Below are 24163 nucleotides of genomic sequence, written 5' to 3' on the forward strand. Positions count from 1 at the left end.
CGACCTGAGCGCATCCATGGCTCTTCGCCTGCCACCGCTACTGCGCCGGTTACTGCGCCGGTTACTGCGTCCGCTGCTGGACCCGTACCAGCGCTATCGCCACGCGCGGATGATCCATGCGGTGCGCGTGTCGCTCGGGTTGCTGGCGACGATCCTGCTGACCACCGGCATCCACCTGCCCCACGGCGAGTGGGCCTCGGTGACGATGCTGGTGGTGATCGGCGGCTTGCAGCACCACGGCAACATCGGCAAGAAAGCCGCCGAGCGGGCCATCGGCACCCTGGTCGGGGCGGCTATTGGCCTGGTGCTGGTGGTGCAACAGTCCTGGCTCGGCATGCCGTGGCTGACCTATTTCGCCATGGCGGTGGTGTGCGGATTCTTCTCGTACCACGCCATCGGCAAGGGCGGATACACCGCGCTGCTGGCCGGCATCACCGTATTCATCGTCGCCGGGCATGGCGACAATCCAGTCTCCGACGGACTGTGGCGCGGGGTCGACATCCTGATCGGCATTGCCCTGGCCCTGGCGTTTTCCTTCGCCCTGCCGCTCTACGCGGTCTATTCCTGGCGCTACAACCTGGCTGACGCCCTGCGTGATTGCGCGACGATCTACGGGCGCATCATCGACGGCCAACCGGTGACCGCCGACGAACACCTCAAGCTGATGGGCCGCCTGAACACCGTGATGGTGCAACTGCGCTCACTGATGCCATCGGTATCCAAGGAGGTGAAGATTTCCATGACCGAACTCGATGCCATCCAGCGTCAGCTGCGCCTGTGTGTCAGCACCCTTGAGATACTGGGCAATGCCCGACCGGATGCCGGCGACCTGCAATCGGCCTTGAAGGCAGAACATCGGCTGATTCGCGTGCAACTGGTTGGAATGGCCCGGGCGCTGAAGTCCGGCGTCACCCACCGGCTTGACCGCCCCGTGGCGCTGCCGATCGTCAGTCTCGATGCACCGGTCTATAACGCCCTGGATGGTTACCGCTTGTTGACCGAGCAATTGCTGGCCAACATCGGCCAGATGCGCCAGCGCCTGGCCAAGACCGCGCCGCGCTGGAACATCTGAAGCGCTTTACGGGGTAACGGTCCGCCGAAACTTCAGGCTCCAGCCCTGCTGCATGCCGGCCGCGGCCAGCAGGATCGCGGCCACCCCGATCCATTGCAGCGGTTCCAGGCGATGGCCGAAGGCAAACCAGTCGACGAAAATCGCCGCAATCGGATAGATGAACGACAGCGCGCCGGTCAATGCCGTCGGCAGCTTCTGGATCGCGCCATACAACAGCACGTACATCACGCCGGTGTGCACGATGCCCAAGGTGACCAGGCTACCCCAGGCGCTTGACCCCTGCGGCAGGGCTGAAAAGTGCGCGAATGGCGCGAGCAGCAACACACCGGTGCTGACCTGTACCAACGCGATCAGATGCGGCGGCGTACCGGTCAGGCGCTTGATGATCAACGCGGCGATCGCGTAGAGGAACGCAGCACCCAAGGCCAGAACGATACCCACCAGGTACTCGTTACCGCTGTCGCCCTCCCCGCCATGTGCACTGACAATCGCCAGCATCCCGAGAAACGAAACGCCCAGCCAGGCCAGTTTCTGCAGGGTGATTTTCTCGTTGAGAAACACCGCCGCCAGCCCCACCAGCATGAACGGCTGGACGTTATAGACCGCGGTACCGATGGCAATCGAGGCCCGGGAATAGGAGGCGAACAACAGCACCCAGTTGCCGACGATCGCCACACCGCTGAGCACCGCCAACAGGAAGGTGGTACGGGTCAGGATGCCAGGGCGAAGGAAGCCGAATGCCGCGCAAATCAGCAGCAACGCACCGGCCCCGAACAGGCAGCGCCAGAACACCACGTCCAGCACCGGTTGCCCGGACACCAGCACAAACCAGCCGATGGTCCCGGAGATCAGCATGGCGGCGGTCATTTCGAACGAGCCGCGACGTATCGAGTTGTCCATCATCAGACTCCTGTAGTTGATGGGCAAAGTATGCCAATCCACCGGAACGCTTCTCCAGCGCAAAAATCAGGCTAAACTCGGAATCTGCCTTTATTGCGAAGGCGATTTTGCAAAACTGCCTAAGAGAGGTATTCGCCATGACCGATGACATCGACCAGGTGCTGATCACCGCCTTGATGGAAGACTCGCGACGTTCCCTCAAGGCCCTGGCGCAAATCAGCGGCCTGTCCTCGCCCAGCGTAGCCGAGCGCCTGCGACGTCTCGAAGAACGTGGCGTACTCAAAGGCTACACCGTGGAAATCGACCCTAAATGCTTCGGCTATCAGCTGCAGGCCATCGTGCGCGTTCGCCCGCTGCCCGGCCAATTGCAGGAAGTGGAGAGGCAGATCATGGCGATTCCCGAGTTCACCGAATGCGACAAGGTCACCGGTGACGACTGCTTCATCGCCCGCCTGCACGTGCGATCGATGGAACAACTGGACACCCTGCTCGACCGCCTCAACACCCACGCCGAAACCAACACCGCCATCGTCAAGAAAACCCCGGTCAAGCGGCGCCTGCCACCGATGGCTTAGATGAGGAACCTTTCGAAAGCTGTAAACTGGCAGTTTTTCAGCTAAGGAATGGCGGTATGAAAACCCTGTTTATGTTACTAGCGGTGCTAACAGTTGCGGGATGCGGCACGGTTCAGACGGTGATGCGCGCAGATGAAGTGGCCGCAAAAAGCCTCAAGGAACAAAAAAGTTACTGCGGCGCCATTCCCCGAATCTACAGCGGCGTGACGTACGACTTCTGCTATTTGAACGCACCTCTGGAAAAAGGACGGGACGCTCAGAACCATGACAACGCTCCAGCCATCGTACTGATCGATGTGATCCTTTCCGGCGCGCTCGACACGGTGCTGTTGCCCTATACGCTCTACCGGCAACAAGCCGATGGGAGCATCATCATTAAGTGACCCTGTATTTCAGACATGAAAAAACCCGCCGAAGCGGGTTTTTTCAATCATGGCTGGCGATCAATCGTCGCGGCTCATGATGCCGAACAGCTGTAACAAGCTGATGAACAGGTTGTAGATCGATACATACAGGCTGATGGTGGCCATGATGTAGTTGCGCTCGCCGCCGTGGATGATGGCGCTGGTCTGGAACAGGATGCAGACCGAGGAGAACAGCACGAAGCCCGCGCTGATCGCCAGTTGCAGGCCGCTGATCTGGAAGAAGAAGCTCGCCAGCGTCGCACCCAGCAGCACAAAGAAGCCCGCCGTGATGAAACCGCCGAGGAAGCTCATGTCCTTGCGGGTGATCAGTACATAAGCCGACAGGCCGCCAAACACCAGTGCAGTCATGGCAAAGGCCGAGCTGACCACTTCAGCGCCGCCCTGCATGCCCAGGTAACGGTTGAGGATCGGACCGAGCAGGAAACCCATGAAACCGGTCAGGGCAAAGGCGGACACCAGGCCCCAGGCGGAATCACGGAGTTTATTGGTCAGGAAGAAAAGGCCGTAGAAGCCGATCAGCACCACGAAAATGTTCGGGTAGCCGACACGCATCTGCTGGGCGACAAACGCCATCACGCCGCTGAATGCGAGGGTGAGAGCCAGCAAGCCGTATGTGTTGCGCAGGACGCGGCTAACCTCTAGCTGCTCAGCCTGCACGCTGTTGTTCACTGCGTAATCCTGTTCGCGCATGGCGACACTCCTGTTGGTTTGAAACGTTCAGTCGCAAAGATCATAACAGACGCCCTGTAACAAGCTATGCAGAGAGTTTGACAGTGTGTTTCATTCAGGTATTATGGCGCCCGCAACAACAACGGAGGTGTGGCCGAGTGGTTTAAGGCAACGGTCTTGAAAACCGTCGACTGTAACAGGTCCATGAGTTCGAATCCCATCGCCTCCGCCATCTTTATACGACAAAGCCCTGATTATTCAGGGCTTTGTCGTTTCTGGGGTTTGGTGGTTCGATGCAGTGGTGACGCCATCGTTTCCGCATCTTTTCGGCTATTTCCGCAACTCTCCCTCAGAAATTACTCGAATCATCTGCCTTTAACCCCCTTCCCCGGCGCGCTGCCGATCTCAAACTCCCCTGCTACGCTGACCTCAAAACCGAGGATTCGCGATGCCAAACTCAGATCTGCTCCCTTCCCTGCTCTTCAAGATCAATGAAAACCAGCTCGCCTGGAGGCCGCCACCCTGGAGCTTTCGAACTGGGTCGAGCAGCGAGGTGCTGCCGACGTCGCTGATAACGTGCGCGGCGCCTTGGTCACCATCGATAAGAACGAAGAGTTCATCAAGCTGACACTCGCGGTGCTGATGACGCCAGAATGACTCAAATCGGCCAAAAGCTGCTGGTGGACGGAGCGATTGCAAATGAGTAGTTATACTTGGTCTGCTACCGGAGTTGACCGGTGAAGGAATGAGTTTATACACGCCAAAAGACTGTTCGACTGGCGCGAATTTCTTTTGGAGTCCTGAATTCCGAAGGGAAGCAAGCTCCACCAGGAGACCCGACCCTTCGTTGCAGTGGACTGCCTTCGGCAGCCGCGAAACTCAAACATGAGGGCTCGTCAGCAATGTCACCACTTGCCCACCTCGTCCAGATCCTAGCCGGCCTTGTTGTCACATTCTTGCTCGGCCTGACGGTCAAGCCGTTGTTGACGCATGCGACGAAGTCAATGTCTCTTCCACCGCCAAGCAGTGCTCTAGCTAGCGAATGGGTGAGGGTAGTATCGAAGAACGAAGGCGGCAGTGTGTTAGGTCCTCTAGAGCGTTTTCTGTTTTTCTGCGCTTTTTTGGTAAATGCTGACGTTGTAGTGGCTGGTTGGCTTGCCTTCAAGGTCGCATCAAAATGGAACGTTTGGACAAATATCGTCTCTGTGCCGAAAGACATCCCGGATATCGACCCCATCGGTTTCTTAATCGCCCGTCGTAGCTGGGCGTCACACCTTCTCGTGACGTTTCTTGTCGGCACGCTGGCAAACGTCATCGCGGGGTTTCTTGGCGTCGTTGTCGCACGCCACGGTTATGCGGTGGTAATGAGTCTTCTACGTTGAGACAGGCGAGCCCGAAACCTGCAGTCGAGGTGACGCTGAATGTAGTGAAGCCGTGCGCTTCGAGAGGGACGTTATAAATGTCTGAAAAGGGTTGTGAATTCAGCCGGAATAGATAGCTTGGATAGCTTGGATAGCTTGGATAGCTTGGATAGCTTGGATAGCTTGGATAGCTTGGATAGCTTGGATAGCTTGCTCTAAGCTTGGGAGTATTAGGCTTAGGTCACTACCTCTTTATGCAAAATGATGCTCTATCCTTAACGGCTCCCACTTCATCTGGAGTGATTAAATGGCAGATCAATCACCTCCAGCGGCATCAGGCACGGACAAGGAGCGCTTCGATCAATGTATCGCAATGCTTAAAGCCTATTATGATGCGATCGAAGCCCGTCTGGCACAGAATATCACAGCGTATCTGGCTGCACTTGGATGGTTACTCACTTCATCCCAAGCAAGAAGCACACTAGGTGACTTCAAAGCGTTTTCACTAATCATAATGGTAGTAGCGCTAGTATTCACTATGTACACACTCAATATTTACCACTATTTGAAACGCTGGCGAGAAATCCGAAATACACTTATGGCTCTCGACTATCTTGAGCGAGAGTACTTTGCGCGCTATGAGCTTCCAAAATACGCTTTTTACACTTACATGGCACCAGTATTTGTACTGCTCGTATTTTTAGTAGTGTTGCTTTTCTGGGTTCACTTTGGATTTATAGGTGCTGCCGACTTACCACTCCCGACCGTGGGCCATCCACCTCGCTAGCAGAAAATGGGCGCTTTGGCCGATTGTTGCCTGTCACCACCGCCGGCTTTGGGTCGGTTTCAGCCGGTCATAGGGGGGGGGGCAGAAATCGGCCAAAAGCAGCCACTAAGGACGGTAGCGCGCTCTGTGGCGCTGAGCACGCCACAGGCCAGAATGAAAAGCTCCAGTACAACAACAGCGTGCTTATGAAAAATATAGAGGCGGCTGGAGATGCGGATGAGGGACGCCCGTCAATGCGATCTGCCACGGATGTCCAACGTGAAAGCATAACGAAAATCCGCGGCAATAAACCCTACCCAGGAAGCCACCCAGGCTGAACGTAGTAGGCAAGCAAACAACATGGCACCTGACACTACGGCCTGGCACCACCGCCCCTGGGTGCCGGGTCTCCCGCTCGGCACACAAGATCAATCGTCAGCATAAAGGCTCACAGCACGACGCAGCGCATCTCGCACATGAGCTCGGATAACGGGAGGTTCAATCACTTCAATTTCGTCCGCATTGCTCAGCAGAAACAGTCTCAAACCCTGAGTATCGAGCAGTGTGCATCTCAGCTCCCATTTCCCGTCGGATGACTGTTCCATGAACTGGTCAGCCGTCAGAGGATTTTCCGAGAGTCGGTTGTGCAGGTTGGCGCCCAGCCGGAGATGGAGTTCAACAGACTCATTATCATGAATGGTCATGAGGTGCTTTTGTGCTTCGGGCGAGTTAACGTCGAAATCCCCGGGCTCTGGAATCTCCCAGCCGCTCTCGCCAATCGCCACCACTCGATGGAGCATGAGTGCGCACTGCGTGTTCGGACCATTGCTGCTGTACTTACCTCGCTTTGCGCCGGGCTCGGGTGCGCAGCCTTCTGGCCACTCTTCTATCAGTACATAGGCAGACAGGTAGATGTTCGAGTCCTGATAGGAGAGTGCTAGCGGTTTGAGGTGATACACACACTCAACGCCCCCGGCATCCCTGGGGAGGTACGTGACCTTCAACGGCTCATTGTATCGAAGCGCATCCTGAATCCTGGCTACATGGTCGGGATTGGATCGACCCGGTTGCAGCACCGTGAAGCGTGTGCCCGTGGTGATGCGTTTGGCCCATTCCAGCTTTCGGCGAGGTCCCTTTCTCATGACGCGATCAACGTACTTGTGCAATTTACCCAGCATTTCGGGTGGCGCCTGAAGGCCAAAGCGAGCTGCGTGATCGATGATGGCCGATACCGTCATGGCCTCAGTCGGCAGGAGTGTCAGATCGAGGCCAGGCCCTGCCCACTCCCAGAAATTGGCTCGTAGATCCGAGTCCAGCTTGATCTGCCTGACGTCCCCGATGCGCTCCAGTGCTTCAAGGTCCCGCTGCGTACTTTTGGGAATGTGGTTCTCAAGTGCTAACTCGCCGCAGACACGCTCGTGCAGAACGGTGGTCGACTGCGGCTCCTTGTACTCAAGCAAAATTTTGCGCAGGCAATCCCGGCGATCAAACAAATCCACTTTATTTTTCACAGCCATCCTATTGCGGACACGATCTGTCCCTATCCAATGTTTTGATGCTCTGGCTGGCAGGCAATTTCGCTCATCGTAACGCCAGCCCACAGGAGTATTCATGAACCGCCAGACCTACCTCGCCCTCCCCTACGTTTCTCAGTTCATTGACTGGCTCGCGGCAGAACTCGACTCTCAGTGGCGCTTCACGCACGAGTATGTTGACCGTCGTACCGGTGCGCAATGGTCTTGTAGCAGCTTGTTTGACGCCTTCAGTCACTACCGCTGGAATCATCCGGGAAACTCGCGACTGGCGTTCAATCCGGGAAACTGCGCCATGAGCAATGCTCTTGCACTGGCTGCGTTGCGCAACGATCTCGAGCATATCCATGGTGATGACAAGCGCGCTCTGGACGCAACACTTGACGTGATGAGTTGGGGCGGCGTAAGTGCCGGTAACGCAAGCTGGCTCAAGGCAAATAAGCAAGGACTGGCAGGTCTGCTAGAGGCCGTACAGAGAGCGATGGACGCTGGCGATGAGCTTTCTCCAATTCTTTGCTCGAAGCATCTGCGCTTCAACTCTGGAATGACCAAGGTCTACTCGCTGCTCTGCAAGAATTTCGTCATCTATGACAGTCGCGTCGCCGCAGCACTCGGCTGGCTGATTGTGAAGTACTGTCAATCCCTAGGTCTTTCTAACGTACCGCACGCATTGTGCTTCCCTTGGGCTGCGGCCAAGGAAGCGCCCAACGCAGCCGCCCCGAAACGGCGGAACCCCGGTGATGGCAATCTCCAATTCAAAGGGCTTCGCTCGGGCACTCATCATGCGCTCTGGAATCTGCGAGCGAACTGGGTGTTGAACGCCGTGTTGGCACACCCAGCCGCGATAGGAAGCCCCTTCCACTCGGTCGCATCTCCGCACGATCCACTGCGCGCCCTGGAAGCTGCGCTGTTCATGATCGGCTATGACCTCGGCCTTCAGCGAGTAGCCGTGGCCGCCTGACAACAGGAGCCCTTCCCTCGCTCGCTGGGCGAGGGATATCACTGACTCATTGAGGTGAACGATGAAACGCTTGAGATCGATCCAAACCCTGATCGTTAACCTGGCCGCGAACGGCATACGGGCCATCGACCTGAAACACGCTGTCGCCCGCAATTTTTCGCACCTGGAGGAGGCGCAATATCAATCTGCGCTGTTGGGCCTGCAGGAACTCGATTGCCTGGTGGGCGAGGAAATGCAAGGAGAGTGGTTTTTCAAAACCCTTGATAAGACGCGGCCTGATTATCAGCCCCTTGAATACAGCCCTGAGTTTGCGGAAAAAATCATCGCAGCGTCCTGCGGGGAGTTCGTAGAGATCGACGTCGACGATTTCCTTGCACAACTGGACGTCATGATCGCCAACGCGAAAGGCACTGACTCGGATTCGTCCAACTGATGATCCAGTGACATGTTGCGCCTGCACAACACACTTCAGAGGGACAATGATGAGCGCCAAGGGAGACTATGTCTCAGTTGAAAAAGACGAGTTCGAGGGCCTAACGACCATTGAACATGTGCGTCATTGCCGCCATCGCGGGGGTGAGAATGAACTCACCCTGTCCTGGCGTCGCAATATTCGCCAGACCTCAGACCGCATGATTCTGGATCTTGAAATAAAGACGTCCCGCGCGGGCGGCTGGTTGCCTTCCAAACTGGTCGCATTGGCCGATGACCAGCGAATCGAGTTGAACTATCTCCCGAACAAGATCGGCGAATACCACCGCGGCGACCTGTATGAAATCGGCCTATTTTTTCTGGAGCCCGCACCTTGGATGATGCGTACGCTGTGCGACGCGGCGTCGCTGAAACTCAAGTTGTACTCGAGCGAAAAGAATGAACACATGCTGCTACCCGATCAGTTTTGTACCCAGTTGCAGCTCCAGGCCCGGCAGTTCTACAACAATGCATTCGATCAGACCCAGTACATGGATGCAGTCACTGAAACTGCCCCACGGACAGAGGAGGAAGCTTTCGAAGAGTACATCGCTCGCCGCGAAAAACGTTACCGGTCGTTGTGCAGCTACCGGCTAATTTGGGGCATGGTGTGGCTCGGTATCATCAGTGGGTTATGCCTGATCCCGGTGTTCTCGACAGTGAGTCTATCGAATAGCACAACCGATCTAGCCATCATTATCGCGTTGCTGAGCTCATTGAGCTGGGTTGTACCTCATGTGCAAATTCTCTGGATTGAGCAACAGAAAAACAAAGAGTGCCCACGCTGCCATCGTCGTGCGATAAAGCTCACCGGTTACCGGGAAAATGTCTATCAGGTGCGCTCCGTTGAGCAGATTGTGAACGACCGGCTGACGGGCAAGCGAAAATCGCAGCAGGTGACCGTCACGGATCATGAAGTAACGCAGGATTTCACCTGCATGGACTGTCGTCACAAGTGGACGCGTAGCCATATTTCGCGGGGCTTCTAGGTTAAACATCAGCAGGGAGCAGAATCGTGTCCGAAATGCAGATTACATTTGGTATGCAACTCGATGGTCAACGGCCGGTACGGCCTGGCAATCGACTTGGGTTTGTGACGGTAGGCCCGCTAGGCTTACTGGAAATTCTCGAGACACAGCTTGGGCTGGTCGCCCTCCAGCACTGTGCCATCCAGCGAGTGACGGCGTATCGAGATTGTCTTGCCAAAGAAGCCACCGACAAACGCTTCTATCTCGCCAGCTTTATGGCCGATGAGTTGGGCGTCGCTGCCGAGCTCCTTTCGTGGCGTGATGATTTGTACCTACATGGCTGGGACGGTACAACCGGCCCCAATGCAAGTGTGCGCATCAGTGATCTGGCCCAAGTGGAACGACATGCCAAGGGCTATATAGCTCCATCGGTGGGAGAGCGCTTGCAACAAATAGCGTCACTATTGCAGACACGTCGTACACCCATTGGAAAAATCCTGTTGGCGGATGACTGGCACGCTTACCCAAGCGCCTGGCAAGCCGTTCTCCATTGCCTGCCGCATGAGTCCATCGAGCGACCGAAAGGACGTGCCAAAGGCTTTTTAGGAAAGTTGCAGGTACAGCTACAAAAAAGCATCGCCGGCGAACAACTTGAGCCACTCGCGTGGGAAGACGACGGCACTGTGCAGGTTGTTCAGGCGCAAACGCTCTCCCTCGCAGCCAGTTGGCTCAGTCGCTCGCTTACGGACACCGATTCACTCCTGCTGGTCGCAAGCCAGGAAGGTGGTCGCCTTGACGCGCATATGGTCGGCGCCAACCGGGCTCGTCAGGGGCTCGATAGTGCAAGTGCACTGAGACCTGCTCTGCAGGTGTTGCCGCTGGCACTGGAGCTTCTCTGGGCGCCGCTGAATTACCCAGCGCTGCTGCAATTTCTCAGTCACTCCATTTGCCCGATTCGCGCCCATGCTCGCCGCAAGCTGGCGGCCAAGATTGCTGCGTCCCCTGGAGTGGAAGGTGTCCTCTGGGAAGAAGTACTGAGCGGTATTAGCGAGCACTACGGTGTGGACGCTGAACAAGTTCTAGAGTCCGTAACCGCTTGGGTGCAGTGCCCCACGTACAGCAAAGACCACGGTGCGCCTTTGGAAGACGTGCTGGGACGAGTTCGACGGCTTGGCATGTTCTTTCAGGGCCGAACGGGGCACTCCGAAACCGCACACCGTCTCGCCGCTCTTGCAGGCCATGCGCAGTGCGCAGCGGTTGAGCAAGCTTTGGAAACGCTTGCCGCACAGGATGTACAACTGCTGCGTCCACGTCAGTTGCAACAGATTGTGGAACAGGCCACCGCGAATGGGACCAATAACCCTTTACTGGCGGCTCAAGTGGGCGCGCAACAGACCGTCTCACGGCCCGGAGCGGCTATAGAGCACGTGGACACGGTGCTGTGGTGGAACATGACGATGCCACCTCTGCCCGGCCATTCGGTTTGGTCCAACGCAGAACTCAAACAACTTGCAGAGATCGGTGTATCGCTGCCCACAGGGTCGGCCCTGCTCGCACAAGCCACTCAAGACTGGCTACGCCCCGTATTGGCGGCGGACCGCCGCCTCATATTGGTACTCGGACGCCAAAGCGAGGAAAGCCATCCTATATGGCAGATGGTTGAAACGCTGGTGGATCATCCCAAGGTCACCGCACTTGAGGCGTTATTGATTGCTCCCGGCCCCTTGTCCCAGCCTCACCCGTTAGCGCCCCTGCCGTCACGCAAACGCTGGTGGAAGCTACCAGCCGAAACGCCACTGTCAGCGTTGGAAAAATCGTCCTACTCCAGTTTGAATCTGCTCCTGTTCAACCCTTATCAGTGGTTGTTGCATTACGCAGCACGAATTCGCCCATCGGAAAGCCTTGCTTTAGGCGATAGCTATCAACTCAAGGGAGTGCTGGCTCATCGCGTAGTGGAGCATTTTTTCGCTTCGCCCAACGCGTTGAACATGGACAGTCGCGATTTTTCAGCTTGGTTCGTGACTCACTTCGACCAAGTGATCAGAGAGGAAGGGGCTGTACTGTTGATGGATGGACGTGGCGCTGATCTCGCGACCTTCCGACATCGACTGCAACGGGCGCTGGAGCAACTGCGAATTCATTTCTCGGCTGCGTCCGCACAAAGCGTTGTTTGCGAAACACAGCTTGAGGGGCAGTTCGCTGGAGGTGTGCTGGCTGGATCTGCCGACCTGATCATCACCAAAGCGAACGGTCATAAGGCGATAGTCGACATGAAATGGGCTGGGGGCAAAAAGTACCCGGAACAACTCAGGGACAATCGTCACCTGCAGCTAGCGATTTATGCCGAACTGTTGCGCCAGACTACGGGATCGATGCCTTCCGTGGGGTATTTCATTCTCGACTCCGCCCGGCTTTTGACACCGGATGATCAAGCATTTGCGGACTCCGAATGCATTCCGGCAAATCCACCAGGCACCACGCGCGAGCTGTGGCAGAGCTTTACGCAAACCTGGGCATGGCGTCATGGCCAGATTGCGCAGGGGGTTTTCGAAGTTGCCTTGGAGGACATCGAAGAGGACGAGCTATCCGTCCCGCCTGCAGGAGCGTTGTCGATGGAATATCTCAAAGAAACCTATAACCGCTACTTGGCCCTTGCCGGGTGGGAGCAATGAGCATGTCGACCACGCCCCATATCACGTTTATTAGCGCCGGCGCCGGCAGTGGAAAAACCCATCGGCTCACAGAGATCCTTCACCAGGAACTGCTCAGTGGAGAAGTCGATCCGGCAGGTATTTTCGCCACCACCTTTACCCGAAAGGCGGCAGCGGAGCTGCGCGAACGGGTACGTAGCCATTTACTCAAACAAGGTAATACAGGCTTGGCGACCGCTATGGGCCTGGCGCGCATCGGCACAATCAACAGCCTCTGCGGCCAGTTGCTGGAAAGGTTCGCCTTTGAGGCAGGCATGCCACCCCAGCAACGTGTATTGGAAGACAGCCAGGCGAACGTGCTGCTGAACCAAGCCATCGATCGTGTCCTCAACGGCGAAACGCTGGAGCGTTTCCTCGCTGTTGCTCGCCGTATGGGCCTGGAGATAAACGAGCAAATGGGAGAGCTTAAAACGCACAACTGGCTCGACGACCTACGTCAAATACTGGTCCAGTTACGCACCAATGACATCGATCTCGAATCAGCCATGGCTTTTTCAAAGCGTAATGCTGATGAACTGCTTGCGCATTTTCCGGCACCTGCATCTGTCGATTTGAAACAGGAGTTACTCTGCGCCATTCCCAGCGTGCTTGCCCAATTGATTGATGCCCAAAGCGACGTCGGCATCACGCGCACCTACATCGCATTACTCAAGGACTTCCAGCGGTCTCTGAATCACGACAGCGCTCGCTGGAGCGATTGGGCAAAGCTTTCAAAAACCGAACCGCAGGCAAAGCTCAAGCCACTGGTCGAGCTCATTGGTGAAACCGCTGCCCGCTTCGCCGAGAGTCAAGCGCTACACAACGACATCCGCGACTACCTCCAGCAGATCTTTAGTCTGGCAATCAGTGTGGCAAAAGTTTATGGCGACTCCAAACGTGAGCTGGGGGTGCTTGATTTCGCGGATCAGGAGCATGCCCTTCTTAAATTGCTGGATAACCCTGCAGTGTCCCAAGTCCTGGAGGAGGAACTGGATCTGGTCATGGTTGATGAGTTCCAGGACACCAGCCCCATACAGTTGGCGATCTTTCTGAAACTGTCGCAATTGGCAAAACGGGTGTACTGGGTGGGCGATATCAAGCAGGCCATCTATGGTTTCCGCGGCAGTGACAGTGCCTTGATGCAGGCCATCCTCAAATCGCTTCCACAGCTCGGAGGAAAAAAAGAAGTCCTGACTCGATCCTGGCGCTCCCGACCGGAACTGGTAGAGCTGGTAAACGAGGTCTTTGTGCCTGCATTTGAACCCGGCCTGACAGGGCCGGAGGTGCAGCTGACGCCGACTCGCGAGGATAGCCTCCCAGGGCCGGCATTTGCCAACTGGGGTCTGGACGGCGGCAATATTGGTCAGCATATGGAAGCGTTGGCACTGGGTATCCAGCAACTGATCGAGCAAGGCCACCGCGTATTCGATAACGCCAGCAAATCCATTCGAAATGTTCGCCCTGGCGACATCACGGTACTTTGTTATTCCAACAGCAACGTGGCTAAAGTAGCCAGTGCCCTCACCCAAGCGGGTCTCCAATGTTCGACAGCCCAACCAGGATTGCTGGCTAGCGCAGAAGCGACCCTGGCGCTGGCATGTTTGCGGCGTCTGAATGATCCCGCCGATACGCTGGCCACTGCCCAGATCGTTTCACTGACCAGCACCGAGGAGCCAGAGGTGTGGGTCTCTGAACGATTGCGCTATCTGGCGCAGGAGCATCCCAACACTGAATGGCGTGAACGGGAGATTGAAGACCATGCAGCCCACCCAGTGATCGCTGCGATCGCTGCGTTGCGCGCCGACCTTCCCCTGATAACCCCCAAGGAAGCGTTGCAACGTGTGATCGCCGAATGCGATCTCCTCTCCCTTGTGACCGCCTGGTCCTCGTCCCCGATACAGGCGCAGCGGCGTCTGGCCAACCTGGATGCGTTGATTGACCTCGCCCAGCAACATGAGGAGCTTTGTTTGAATGGGCTGGGCGCCGCTTCCATCTCCGGACTGATTCTTTGGCTCGATGAGATCGCCAAAAGCCAAAGCGATGCGCTACCGTTACCGGCACTGGATGCCGTACAGGTGATGACCCATCACGCCAGTAAAGGGTTGGAATGGCCAGTGGTCATCCTGATGGATCTGACGCGTGATTTTGGAGATCGCTTATGGGCTGTCTCAACACGCTCAAACAGCCTTTTCGACCCTCAGAGGCCACTGCATGATCGGTTCATTCGCTGCTGGCCATGGCCGTTTGGCAAGCAGCAAAAAGTGCCAATCGCTGAAAAAATAGCGAGTTCTGAAGCTGGGATCATGTTTAAGCATGAAGCCACAGAAGAAGCGAAGCGCCTGCTGTATGTCAGCATGACCCGTGCTCGTGATCTATTGGTCATCGCGTCCCCCGCCAAAAAAATGAGTGGCCCATGGCTTAACTGCGTAAACGCTCCGTGGCTGGTACTGTCTGATGGCGAGCAACCGTTGACGTTACCCAGCGGCAAAACGCTGCCCGCAAAATCCCAAAAGTTGTCACCCGGGACTTTGCCGGCTACACGTGGTGTCAACGATGAGACGCTTCACTGGTTTGCACCAAGCCAGGCCCGCGAGCCGAAGCGGCCACTAATATTTCAGCCTTCCGGTAGCGCAGCACGCGGCCTCTCAATGCCACTGGACAAATGTCAGATTGGAACACGCATCGCGCTGAAGGGCCGTCCAGAAATGAGTGTCTTGGGGGCCGCGATTCACGCAAGTCTGTGCCTTTCATTTGCGGACAAAGATCAGCCGATCACGCTGGATGACATTCACCGCCTGCTGACGGCCCATAACCTTCTTGATTATCTGAATGCACAGCAGCTCCACGATCAAGTGCTAGCGCTTCACGACTGGATTACGTCTCGGTGGCAGGGATCTCGGGCAATGGCTGAATATCCCGTACAACAAGTGCTGGAGACCGGCCAGGTCCTGAACGGGCGTATTGATCTGCTGCTCGATACCCATGAGGGCTGGGTGCTGATCGATCATAAATCGAACCCATCACCGAAGGCGCGCTGGGATGAATTGGCCGACGACCACGTCGGCCAACTCGAAGCCTATGCCAAGGCAATCCATATGGCGTCGGGCAAACCGGTAGCACAAGGATGGATATTCCTGCCCACGGCCGCCGGCGCGGTGCGGGTGTTTTGAGAGTTCAGCATCCTTGATGCGTGTGACACCCTAAATGGCGGCCCAAGTCCGGGCCGCACATTTTCACTCAGCGGCAGCCATCTGGCTCTCTGCGTCAGGTACCGTGCTCGTACGGTCGGCCCAAGCAAACAACGCCATCTCTACGTCTGCCACTCGCCAGCCTGTCTGGGTTGCTGCCGCCAGAAGGTTGCATTCCGGCCGGGCAATCTTCGCCGCATCCAGTTGCGCCACCAACTCAACGCAAAAAGCCTGGAACGCGACATAGCCTCGAACCATCGAGTTTTCATTGCTGTCGTAGACCCTGTCCAACAACCGGGCTTTCAGCATTGCTTCGCGTATACGCCCATCAAGGCTGGCGTGCATGTCCGGTCGCAGAAAACGCAACAGTTTCGATGCGTAGGTTAATCCGCAACCCGGGATTTGCAGCGCCGCAGTGATCGCTTTTTTTGGATCATCGATGTTGGCCAACACTGGCGCGAAAATGCCCAGCAGCGACACATTACCCAGACCCACCTCAAACCTCATCCGCGGATCGTTTTTTCCGGCGCCCCACGCAAGGAGCTCACGAACATAATCCGTCGGTGCATTGGTCAGTGATGCCTGTTCAACCAGCCAACTCCCCCGCTCTTCTAAGGATTTAATCCACGGGAAGGTGGGATATTGATCGCCTGGATACCCTCTGGCCTTATGGTTCGCGTTCGACCAGTTGTAGGCACGAAAGAAGGCGGGAAACTCATTGATATTGATGACAGACAAGATGCTTCCTTAGCGAATTTCAGCGGTAGTTAATTTTAGCGTTTATGGAGCGACGGCATTTGGGTTATAGGGACCTCTCTCCGGAGAAAAGCATTCGCGATTTCCAGCTAACTAGATGAGCCACAGTCGACTCACCTGCAGACGATGTGTGCGCCAGGCGTCACAGGGCCTATTCGCTCGTACGAGATCAGTTGCCCATCCCTTCGCATCTCAAATGATACGGCACCCTCGTCCGGAGGCAGAACAGTCGTCACGGTCTTGTAGCCTAGGTTGAGCCCTGCGCTGGAAGCCGAAGTATCTAGGTTCACACCCGCGGTAGTGACCGTTCTCACTAACGAGCATGGGCCAGCCTTTTCGGTGATTGATAGAAGTCCAATCCTCCTGGTCGCCCCGTCGCCATCGACATAGGTGATGGCGCATCCGCTGATGGACAGCGCAAAGTACAAAACTAATGGCAAAAGCTTCAATCCGGACATCCTTGCTGATCGATGTTGCCAACCACTTTTTTGGCGTACTTCTGGGCCATATTCACGGATGCATTCCCGGTCGCGAACGTGTACACACTCCGTGTTCCACCTATTTCAGTCGGTTCTGCCTTGCTGCCATGAGCCGTCTCTAAGGTGCTAATCGATACGGAGCCATAGGCGCTGCCAATGTGTTCATTCTTGACAGGCATACGAATGCCGACAATTCGACGATACCCAAACGAAATACCGGGGCCAACCGCATCCCCCATGCTGACTTCAAGAAGGGACCACGATGTGTCAGCTACAAATATTAGCGGGCCTGGCTCCTTCTGCGGGGCGTTCTTGATCTCGGCAACAAGATCGCTAGCCTTACTTTTTCCACTAGCACACACAGCCGCTTGGCCGGTGGCGACTGTTTCTACCAGAACAAGGTTGCGGAGCGCGAGATCGACATCTGTGGTGCCCAACACGTCATATGCATCGCCATTCTCCTTTGTCGGCGCAACTGTCAATGCGACGTTCCTAAATCCGATGCCACCACCCGTACTGCTTTGCGATGCGTCAATCCCGACGCGTGTGTACGTTCCTACATACAACGTGTTGGGAGTCGAACAGCCAGATAATGAAAGAATAGCTGCCATCAATGTTAGTTTTCTGATCATCCGAATGTTCCCCTGACGAATAATTTCACGTACGTCGAAAGGAGTATAGAGAGCACTTTTGATCCCGGCTGATTGCCAGCCTCCCAGTGAGCTTTTTATTGAGTTCAAAAAATTTTCCTTCTCTTTCCACCCCAAACGACGGTTGGTAAAAATTGTGCTTGAATGGAGTGGAGCCGTCTGAAGCTGTCGTTCAAATCTCAAGAACCGTGGGAGCCAAACGATGCCAACTGATTTCGTGGTGTGCAAAGAAGAAGTGGACAATCGCGGGCCGGCCCCGGAGTCATTCTTGTTGGAAATCGTTGCGTGGGCGAAGGAGGCCCCAGATGAAATCTTCCTGCCAAACCAGCGGGCTGATATTTACTCCAGCGTCCTTACCAAACTTGGACCTTGGGAGGGGCTCCTGCATCGCAAAGCTGTGATGCTCGAAGTCCTGCGTGTTTTAGGTGGATTCGAAAGTTCCTGGAATTGGCATGAAGGGCGGGATATCAACAATTCGAAGTCCAACACTCCTTGCACGGAAGAAGCTGGAATTTTTCAATGCTCAGGGGACTCGATGCACTTTGATCCATCGCTGAAGGAACTGCTCTTGCAGGCGGCGGGAAAGACCGACTGCGACGCGTTTGAACATTTGTATAAGGTTTCTCTTCTATGTGGCCCTCGCAGGCCATATACCCCAAAAGCCAGCAAAAGGAGACAGCCAGCAAAAGGAGACAGATTTATTTTCAGAAAATATCCCCTTTCTGGACCGCCCCCTTTCTGGTCCAAGAATACTTTTAGACCACCCAGCAAAAAGCGCCATGCTTACCAGTTTTGCTTCGTTGCCAAGGTACGTCTTGCGTCTTCAACCAATTGCACAAGTTCACCTAGCGACTCGGTCAGTTCTGCATGCCCCTTATCCGGAGAGTATGTCAAAAACTTTATTTTCATAGACTCAGAAGCAACGGAAAGTATATCTGAATGCACCTCTCCTTCCGGCAGCGTCATATAATGAAATGGCATGCGACCGTAAACATACTGAACATCCTCGAATAGAGACCTTATATCAGGATCATCTATCCCACAACCAACAAACACGAACGTATGAGTTAATACCAACGATTTTATCAGAGCATAAAAAACCTGATATTTCGTTCTCGCTTCCGCATAATCTCGCCTTGTGAAAATAAGGTTACCCGGAGCATCTGCTGAACCATGCGTTTTCAACAAAAGCCGACTATCGCCACCAGATATACAATACAAAATATCAGAACTTGTGTGATCCTTTTTTATGACTGTCCCATGCGAAGCATTGTAGGCATAAGTATCATATATAAGATCAAAATTCGGAGTAGCAACAATCGACGAATCAAGATTATATATGTGTTCGTGAATTTGGGCAGGCCGATATCCCGGCCGTTGATATTCCGCCTGAACCAGACTTACAAAAACATCATCGCCTACCTTTTTCTTAATTAACTCACAAGCAGTGAGATAGTCGCGCAGATCAATCAACTCTGCAATAACAGGCGGCGAATCAATCTTCGCTGCGGCTGACTTCAAGAAATCCACCCAAGTCGCCGGACGTTTGCCATCAGCATTTGTAGAGTTTCGCGAGACCCCTGAACCTATCATTATCACGCTACGTCTGCGAGCAATAGCAGAAACTAATTCATCACCCCAAGCGATCATCAGCCAATCCTTTGGTCAAGTTTATCAGCAATTGCATGATAAAAACTTCCAGCTTCTTCAACACGATTATAGTTAGACCCAACGATACCGTCTTTTGCACCCAAATCAAATATCGGGGCATGCGCCTGCTGCGATAGTGGAACGACACTACTTAGAGTTGGAACTTCGCCTAGGTTTACTTCAGAAAGCTGAACATCAAAAAACTCACAGAGCAACTTCAATTCCTCGTTTTGTTTTTTTATTATGTTCTCGAAAGCATCTACCGCTTGCCTTACGCCCTCTTTCTTTTTAGCAGTATATTGCTGCATTACATAACCGGCAAACTTCAAATCCCACTCTACAACCGCATCCTTCACCATAAATGGCACACCCTCGTCTACCACGTAACGATCCAAAGCTCCAATGAGCGAGGTGCGCCAGTTAGCAAAGGATTTGAGAATATTACTCACTGCCATTAGGCTAAAAATATCGACAGATAACGGCATCAAAAAATAATCAACGGCGAGCACTACGGACCTGTTTAGAGCTCCTAAGGATGGCCCCATGTCCACTAGAACATAATCGTACTCTTCAAGCCTACCCACCAATTCCCGAAGGGCAAAGGTTGTCTGAAAGCCTCTGGGATCACCGTTGCGCGTTGCCGCCCAATCAGTAGCAAGGAGATCCTCACGAATAGAGAGTTTTGGGTCACCCACAATTACGTCAACACCAAACCTTTCACTCCGCACAATCGTTGGAATGTCTGAGGCATATCCATGACCACGGCGAACAGGCTCGAAAAAAGCATCAATGCTTTGATGGGTGCCATCCATCAGAATAGACTCGAGCATTTTATCAGGTAAAAGGTACGCCGATGCATTGCACTGAGGATCTGCATCCAGAACCAAAACTTTCTTTTTTGATTTTAGCGCCAAGGACGCGGCAACATTGCATAACAAAGTTGTTTTTCCAACGCCTCCTTTGTTATTGAAAAAAGCGATACTTTTCAATTACAGCTCCTTTTAATTCTGACCACTGAAGCTATTCAGTCTTACGAATAGGCTAAAATACCATGAAGGACAATACTGCCCCAGTAGTGTAAAGGTATCAAAATGCCACCCTGGCGTCCATGTGTCTTGCCACAGCTTTACCCCCCAACAAACTGAAGCGTCGTACCTCAGGACGTCCTAGTGAAATACAACCTCCGATTAGGCCACATCACGCATAGGTGAAATTGCGCAATCAGGCCAGGCCGTTCCGTGCAGAGTGCCTGAAGGGCCTGAAGGGCCTGAAGCAACTGAAACAGCTCAAGAGTGAAGGCATCGACGAAGTGGCGGGGCTGGTGGACTTTGGCATGCCTCAGTACAGTGTTGAAACAACGCTACCTACACTGGCGACTTACTTTGAAACAAGGAGGTTATATGAACACGATGAAGCTGATGCTTGCGCTGTTGGCGAGCACGACCAGTTACGCTGCACTGGCCGCAGAAAAAACCTTTGCGCTGACCGCCTTCAGCAGCGTTGAAGCCCGACAGGGCATCAACCTGTCGATCAAATGCGCTGCAACCTCATCAATGGTTGTCTCAGGCTCCGCCAATACGCTGAATACACTCCAGGTGACGACGAACAACAAGGCGTTATTGCTCGTGAATGACGCAGCGGAAAATGTTCGCCTCGCCTCCCCTACGCTGGATATCACGCTGTATACCAGCGAACCACTGACGGGGCTGACAGGAAAAGCAGGGGTGAAAATCGTGGTACCTGCGTGTGCCGTCGATCCGTCCAAACTGACGGTGGCAGGCAGCATGGGCACTGACATCCAGATCGAGGGCAAGACGGGTGAGCTGGTGCTTGACCTGGCAATGGGTGGCACCTTTAACAAAAAACCGCAGCCCTTCACTGCGGATGTGGCGAATGTGCGCATGAGCATGGGAGCGGAGTCATCCCTGTGCCACATTCCCCGGATCAACAGCAGCTTGTCTGCCGGCGCACGGCTGTCTGTCAGTCCATCGGCTCAGGTCGATACCGGCGCCACGGGCTCTTTCGCCAGCGAAATTTCAACCTCTGATTGTTCGTAAACGGCAGGGGTGAACAGGCCGCTCTCAGTTTGATGACAGCCGAGCTGCCATTGAAATGACATTTGCTGTGAGGCAAGGATCGCCCCATTAGCTGGACTCTAATCCAGGCTAGCGGGCGTCCCCTTTACACTCCTTTACACCCTTCACACCTCTACATCTGTAAAAGTTCCACCCAGCGCTTTAGATGCAGGACCCTTCATCCCCCGGCACCCTGACCTGCAAACCCTCAAAGCACCCATTAAATGGCAGAATCCCCTCACCCAGATCATTTCGGAGACCACAATGCTTCGCGTGTTTGAACGAAGGCTCGACCCATTTCCCCCCGACGAAGCGCCACCTCCGCCTGTCGGCCTGATGCGGTTCCTGTGGGCCTGCACACGCGGAGCCCGCGGCTATATCCTCGCGCTGGCCTTGCTCAGCGCCAGTGTGTCGATCTACGAAGCCTGGTTGTTTTCCTTCCTTGGTCAGGTCGTGGACCTGCTCTCGACCTGGCAGGCCGGTGGCGATGCGAACGGGCAGGAAAGTTCAGTGCTGTGGGGTATCGCGATCGTGTTGCTCACCAGCATTGGGCTGGTGGCGCTGCGCACCATGGTGCAGCACCAGGTATTGGCGATTAACCTGCCGCTGCGGCTGCGCTGGGACTTTCATCGGCTGATGCTGCGGCAAAGCCTTTCATTCTTCTCCGATGAGTTCTCAGGCAGAGTCACGACCAAGGTGATGCAGACGGCATTGGCCGTGCGCGAAGTCCTGTTCACCTTCATCGAAATCGCACCCGGAATCGGCGTCTACTTCATTGCAATCATCGCACTGGCCGGCGGCTTCGCCCTGAAACTCATGCTGCCTTTTATTGCCTGGGTCGCGTTGTTCGGCCTGGCCATGCTGTACTTTGTGCCACGCCTGGGGCAAGTCGGGCAGGAGCAGGCCCACGCGCGATCGTCGATGACGGGGCGTGTTTCAGACGCCTACACCAACATCACCACCGTCAAACTGTTCTCGCACTCCAATCGTGAAGCGCACTTCGCGCGCGCGGCGATGGAGGATTTCAAGAACACCGGTTTTCGCCAGATGCGCTTGGTCAGCCAGTTCGAGATCGTCAATCAGGCACTGGTGGTGGGATTGATCATGGCAGCCGGCGGTTATGCCCTGTGGCTCTGGCACCAGGGAGAAGTCGGTGCGGGGGCCGTGGCGGCGATTACTGCCATGGCGTTGCGTATCAATGGCATGTCGCACTGGATCATGTGGCAAATGACTTCGCTGTTCGAAAACATCGGCACCGTTCAGGACGGCATGGCAACCCTGACCCGCGGGCCCAAGGTGCAGGATGCGCCGAACGCCGGCGTGCTGGTACCCTCTGGCGGCGCGGTGAGCTTTGACAACGTGAGCTTCAACTACAACGGCGAACGCCAGGTGCTCGACGGCTTGAGCCTGAACATCCGCCCAGGCGAAAAAATCGGCCTGGTGGGCCGTTCCGGTGCAGGCAAATCGACGCTGATCAATCTGCTGCTGCGTTTCTATGACGTCAACAGCGGTGTGATTCGCATCGACGGGCAAAACATCGCTCAGGTGACACAAGACAGTCTGCGTGCCGCTATCGGTATGGTCACTCAGGATACTTCCCTGCTGCACCGCTCGATTCGCGACAACATCGCCTACGGCCGCCCGGACGCGACCGACGCCCAGGTGCGCAGCGCCGCGGTCAATGCCCAGGCCGACGGTTTCATCAGCCAACTGAGCGATCGGCAAGGCCATAGCGGCTATGACACCCTGGTGGGTGAGCGCGGCATCAAGCTCTCGGGCGGCCAGCGCCAACGCATCGCCATCGCCCGGGTGATGCTCAAGAACGCGCCGATCCTGTTGCTGGACGAGGCCACCAGCGCCCTGGATTCGGAAGTCGAAGTCGCCATCCAGGAAAGCCTCGATGAAATGATGCAGGGCAAGACCGTCATCGCCATCGCCCATCGGCTGTCGACGATCGCGGCCATGGATCGGCTCATTGTCATGGATGAGGGACGCATCATCGAACAGGGTACCCACGCTGAGTTGCTGGGAAGAAACGGCACCTACGCGCGGCTCTGGCAGCATCAAAGTGGTGGCTTCCTGGGCGAGGATCAGGGGGTGGTTGAGGCGATGGATCAGGCGTGAGCGTATTATGGTGTGCCCATCACACACTCGACGGTACCTGTTGAACATGAGCGGAGTAACGATCATGGAGTACGACGACAAACTGATTGAAGAGGCCGTACTTGCCCTGTTGGCGACCTTCAGTTTCGACGATGGGCATGCCTGGAAAGGGTTCGACTTCGAAACCATGAACCGATTGCATGAATATGGTTTCATCAGCAATCCGGTGAACAAGAACAAATCGATCTGGTTGACGGAGGAAGGGCTGGAGCGAGGTCGGCAGATTGCCGACAGGTTATTTGGGGTGAGAACTCAAGGGGAGCAGGCATCCAACCCTGAGACATGACTTCATGCTACAACCAGTTTGGTTGCATCTGAGTATCGTCTAGATGAGCCCGCCCTCCTTGGAGTCAGTGGGGTTTGTGGAACACTTACGATACTTAGGTGGGCATGGCGATGTACTCCGCACTTAACAGATATTTCGCAAGCGCGCTTCCAAGAGGACTGCCGGAACCGCGGGGCAAACAGCTGCCCCCTGACTCGCCCTCACCTATTGCGCAAGTTTGGCGCAATCAACTCATGCTTCGTAGCCTCGATACGTGTAATCGCTGGCACTTGGTCTGAGCAAAGTTGGATCTTCAAATATTGCTGGGTACGCTCAGTGTCAAAGATTTGCTTTGCTGCTGCCATGTCCTCAAGCAACTGCCGATTAACGGAGTAGTAGCCGCAGTTCGGACATTTAAACTCATCAAAACTGCCTACCGGAAAGGCTTTTTCGGCACTCTCGCGACATACGACACAGACAGTGATGCTCATACCTGACTCCTTGTGGATGACCTATCAACTGTAGCTGATCCATTCCCACCCTCCTC

At 55.1% G+C, this 24163-nt stretch carries 21 protein-coding genes, 1 tRNA gene and 1 pseudogene; 15 read left to right on the plus strand and 8 right to left on the minus strand.

Translation table 11 applies throughout. From position 1 onward, the window contains the following. The first annotated feature begins 16 nt into the window (after window positions 1-16). Complete coding sequence (locus OH720_RS19165) at window positions 17-1072, plus strand: FUSC family protein (RefSeq protein WP_272602464.1); 1056 nt, start codon at window positions 17-19, stop codon at window positions 1070-1072. 6 nt (window positions 1073-1078) lie between these two features. Here OH720_RS19165 and OH720_RS19170 read toward each other — a convergent pair whose 3' ends face one another. After that, window positions 1079-1972, minus strand: coding sequence for a DMT family transporter (locus OH720_RS19170; protein ID WP_272606489.1), 894 nt, complete (start codon window positions 1970-1972; stop codon window positions 1079-1081). 137 nt (window positions 1973-2109) lie between these two features. Here OH720_RS19170 and OH720_RS19175 point away from each other — a divergent pair, with 137 nt between their 5' ends. Together OH720_RS19175 and OH720_RS19180 are read left to right on the plus strand one after the other, a co-directional pair. Continuing rightward, complete coding sequence (locus OH720_RS19175; protein ID WP_272602465.1) at window positions 2110-2547, plus strand: Lrp/AsnC family transcriptional regulator; 438 nt, start codon at window positions 2110-2112, stop codon at window positions 2545-2547. Window positions 2548-2603: 56 nt separating this feature from the next. Then, entirely contained in the window at window positions 2604-2930 is a 327-nt protein-coding gene (locus OH720_RS19180) for a YceK/YidQ family lipoprotein (RefSeq protein ID WP_272602466.1), read from the plus strand. Window positions 2931-2990: 60 nt separating this feature from the next. Here OH720_RS19180 and OH720_RS19185 read toward each other — a convergent pair whose 3' ends face one another. Next, window positions 2991-3662 (minus strand): Bax inhibitor-1/YccA family protein, encoded by a 672-nt coding sequence (locus OH720_RS19185; RefSeq protein WP_034147218.1) that lies wholly within the window; start codon window positions 3660-3662, stop codon window positions 2991-2993. A gap of 123 nt (window positions 3663-3785) precedes the next feature. Between OH720_RS19185 and OH720_RS19190 the strand changes: the two genes are divergently transcribed. The 4 genes and pseudogenes from OH720_RS19190 to OH720_RS19205 all read left to right on the plus strand — a co-directional run bounded on the left by OH720_RS19190 (window position 3786) and on the right by OH720_RS19205 (window position 5789). After that, window positions 3786-3873, plus strand: a tRNA-Ser gene (locus OH720_RS19190). A 216-nt stretch (window positions 3874-4089) separates the two neighbouring features. Beyond that, window positions 4090-4298: pseudogene (locus OH720_RS19195) on the plus strand (hypothetical protein). A 245-nt stretch (window positions 4299-4543) separates the two neighbouring features. Further along, window positions 4544-5023: a hypothetical protein gene (locus OH720_RS19200; protein WP_272602467.1), complete on the plus strand. Its 480-nt coding sequence runs from the start codon at window positions 4544-4546 to the stop codon at window positions 5021-5023. Between the two features lie 286 nt (window positions 5024-5309). Further along, on the plus strand, window positions 5310-5789 hold the full coding sequence (locus tag OH720_RS19205) for a hypothetical protein (RefSeq protein ID WP_272602468.1): 480 nt from the start codon (window positions 5310-5312) through the stop codon (window positions 5787-5789). A 407-nt stretch (window positions 5790-6196) separates the two neighbouring features. Here the strand turns inward: OH720_RS19205 and OH720_RS19210 are convergent, their stop codons facing one another. Next, window positions 6197-7279: a helix-turn-helix transcriptional regulator gene (locus OH720_RS19210; protein WP_272602469.1), complete on the minus strand. Its 1083-nt coding sequence runs from the start codon at window positions 7277-7279 to the stop codon at window positions 6197-6199. A 100-nt stretch (window positions 7280-7379) separates the two neighbouring features. Between OH720_RS19210 and OH720_RS19215 the strand changes: the two genes are divergently transcribed. The 5 genes from OH720_RS19215 to OH720_RS19235 all read left to right on the plus strand — a co-directional run bounded on the left by OH720_RS19215 (window position 7380) and on the right by OH720_RS19235 (window position 15560). Beyond that, the gene (locus tag OH720_RS19215) at window positions 7380-8261 is read left to right on the plus strand and encodes a hypothetical protein (RefSeq protein WP_272602470.1); all 882 of its coding nucleotides are present in this window, start codon (window positions 7380-7382) and stop codon (window positions 8259-8261) included. Window positions 8262-8322: 61 nt separating this feature from the next. After that, window positions 8323-8694 carry a hypothetical protein gene (locus OH720_RS19220; protein WP_272602471.1) on the plus strand — a complete coding sequence of 124 codons (372 nt, stop codon included), beginning with the start codon at window positions 8323-8325 and terminating at the stop codon, window positions 8692-8694. Window positions 8695-8740: 46 nt separating this feature from the next. Continuing rightward, window positions 8741-9721, plus strand: coding sequence for a hypothetical protein (locus OH720_RS19225; protein WP_272602472.1), 981 nt, complete (start codon window positions 8741-8743; stop codon window positions 9719-9721). A 35-nt stretch (window positions 9722-9756) separates the two neighbouring features. Next, window positions 9757-12372, plus strand: coding sequence for a PD-(D/E)XK nuclease family protein (locus tag OH720_RS19230; RefSeq protein WP_272606490.1), 2616 nt, complete (start codon window positions 9757-9759; stop codon window positions 12370-12372). Further along, entirely contained in the window at window positions 12369-15560 is a 3192-nt protein-coding gene (locus OH720_RS19235; RefSeq protein WP_272602473.1) for a UvrD-helicase domain-containing protein, read from the plus strand. Before OH720_RS19230 ends, OH720_RS19235 begins: the two co-directional genes overlap by 4 nt. A 63-nt stretch (window positions 15561-15623) precedes the next feature. Here OH720_RS19235 and OH720_RS19240 read toward each other — a convergent pair whose 3' ends face one another. From OH720_RS19240 to OH720_RS19255, 4 genes are all read right to left on the minus strand, one after another. Further along, window positions 15624-16316: a hypothetical protein gene (locus OH720_RS19240; protein ID WP_272602474.1), complete on the minus strand. Its 693-nt coding sequence runs from the start codon at window positions 16314-16316 to the stop codon at window positions 15624-15626. A 463-nt stretch (window positions 16317-16779) separates the two neighbouring features. Further along, complete coding sequence (locus tag OH720_RS19245; protein ID WP_272602475.1) at window positions 16780-17553, minus strand: hypothetical protein; 774 nt, start codon at window positions 17551-17553, stop codon at window positions 16780-16782. Between the two features lie 693 nt (window positions 17554-18246). Continuing rightward, the gene (locus OH720_RS19250) at window positions 18247-19113 is read right to left on the minus strand and encodes an SIR2 family protein (RefSeq protein ID WP_272602476.1); all 867 of its coding nucleotides are present in this window, start codon (window positions 19111-19113) and stop codon (window positions 18247-18249) included. Further along, entirely contained in the window at window positions 19113-20102 is a 990-nt protein-coding gene (locus tag OH720_RS19255) for a ParA family protein (protein WP_272602477.1), read from the minus strand. The genes OH720_RS19250 and OH720_RS19255 overlap by 1 nt, the downstream gene beginning before the upstream one ends. A 411-nt stretch (window positions 20103-20513) precedes the next feature. Between OH720_RS19255 and OH720_RS19260 the strand changes: the two genes are divergently transcribed. From OH720_RS19260 to OH720_RS19270, 3 genes are all read left to right on the plus strand, one after another. Beyond that, window positions 20514-21170, plus strand: coding sequence for a GIN domain-containing protein (locus OH720_RS19260; RefSeq protein WP_272602478.1), 657 nt, complete (start codon window positions 20514-20516; stop codon window positions 21168-21170). Between the two features lie 282 nt (window positions 21171-21452). After that, window positions 21453-23312 carry an ABC transporter ATP-binding protein gene (locus OH720_RS19265; protein ID WP_272602479.1) on the plus strand — a complete coding sequence of 620 codons (1860 nt, stop codon included), beginning with the start codon at window positions 21453-21455 and terminating at the stop codon, window positions 23310-23312. A gap of 64 nt (window positions 23313-23376) precedes the next feature. Continuing rightward, window positions 23377-23637 (plus strand): DUF6429 family protein, encoded by a 261-nt coding sequence (locus OH720_RS19270; protein ID WP_272602480.1) that lies wholly within the window; start codon window positions 23377-23379, stop codon window positions 23635-23637. Window positions 23638-23837: 200 nt separating this feature from the next. Here OH720_RS19270 and OH720_RS19275 read toward each other — a convergent pair whose 3' ends face one another. Next, entirely contained in the window at window positions 23838-24107 is a 270-nt protein-coding gene (locus tag OH720_RS19275) for a hypothetical protein (protein WP_272602481.1), read from the minus strand. Window positions 24108-24163: the final 56 nt, after the last annotated feature.

Source organism: Pseudomonas sp. WJP1, assembly GCF_028471945.1.
Lineage (GTDB): Bacteria > Pseudomonadota > Gammaproteobacteria > Pseudomonadales > Pseudomonadaceae > Aquipseudomonas.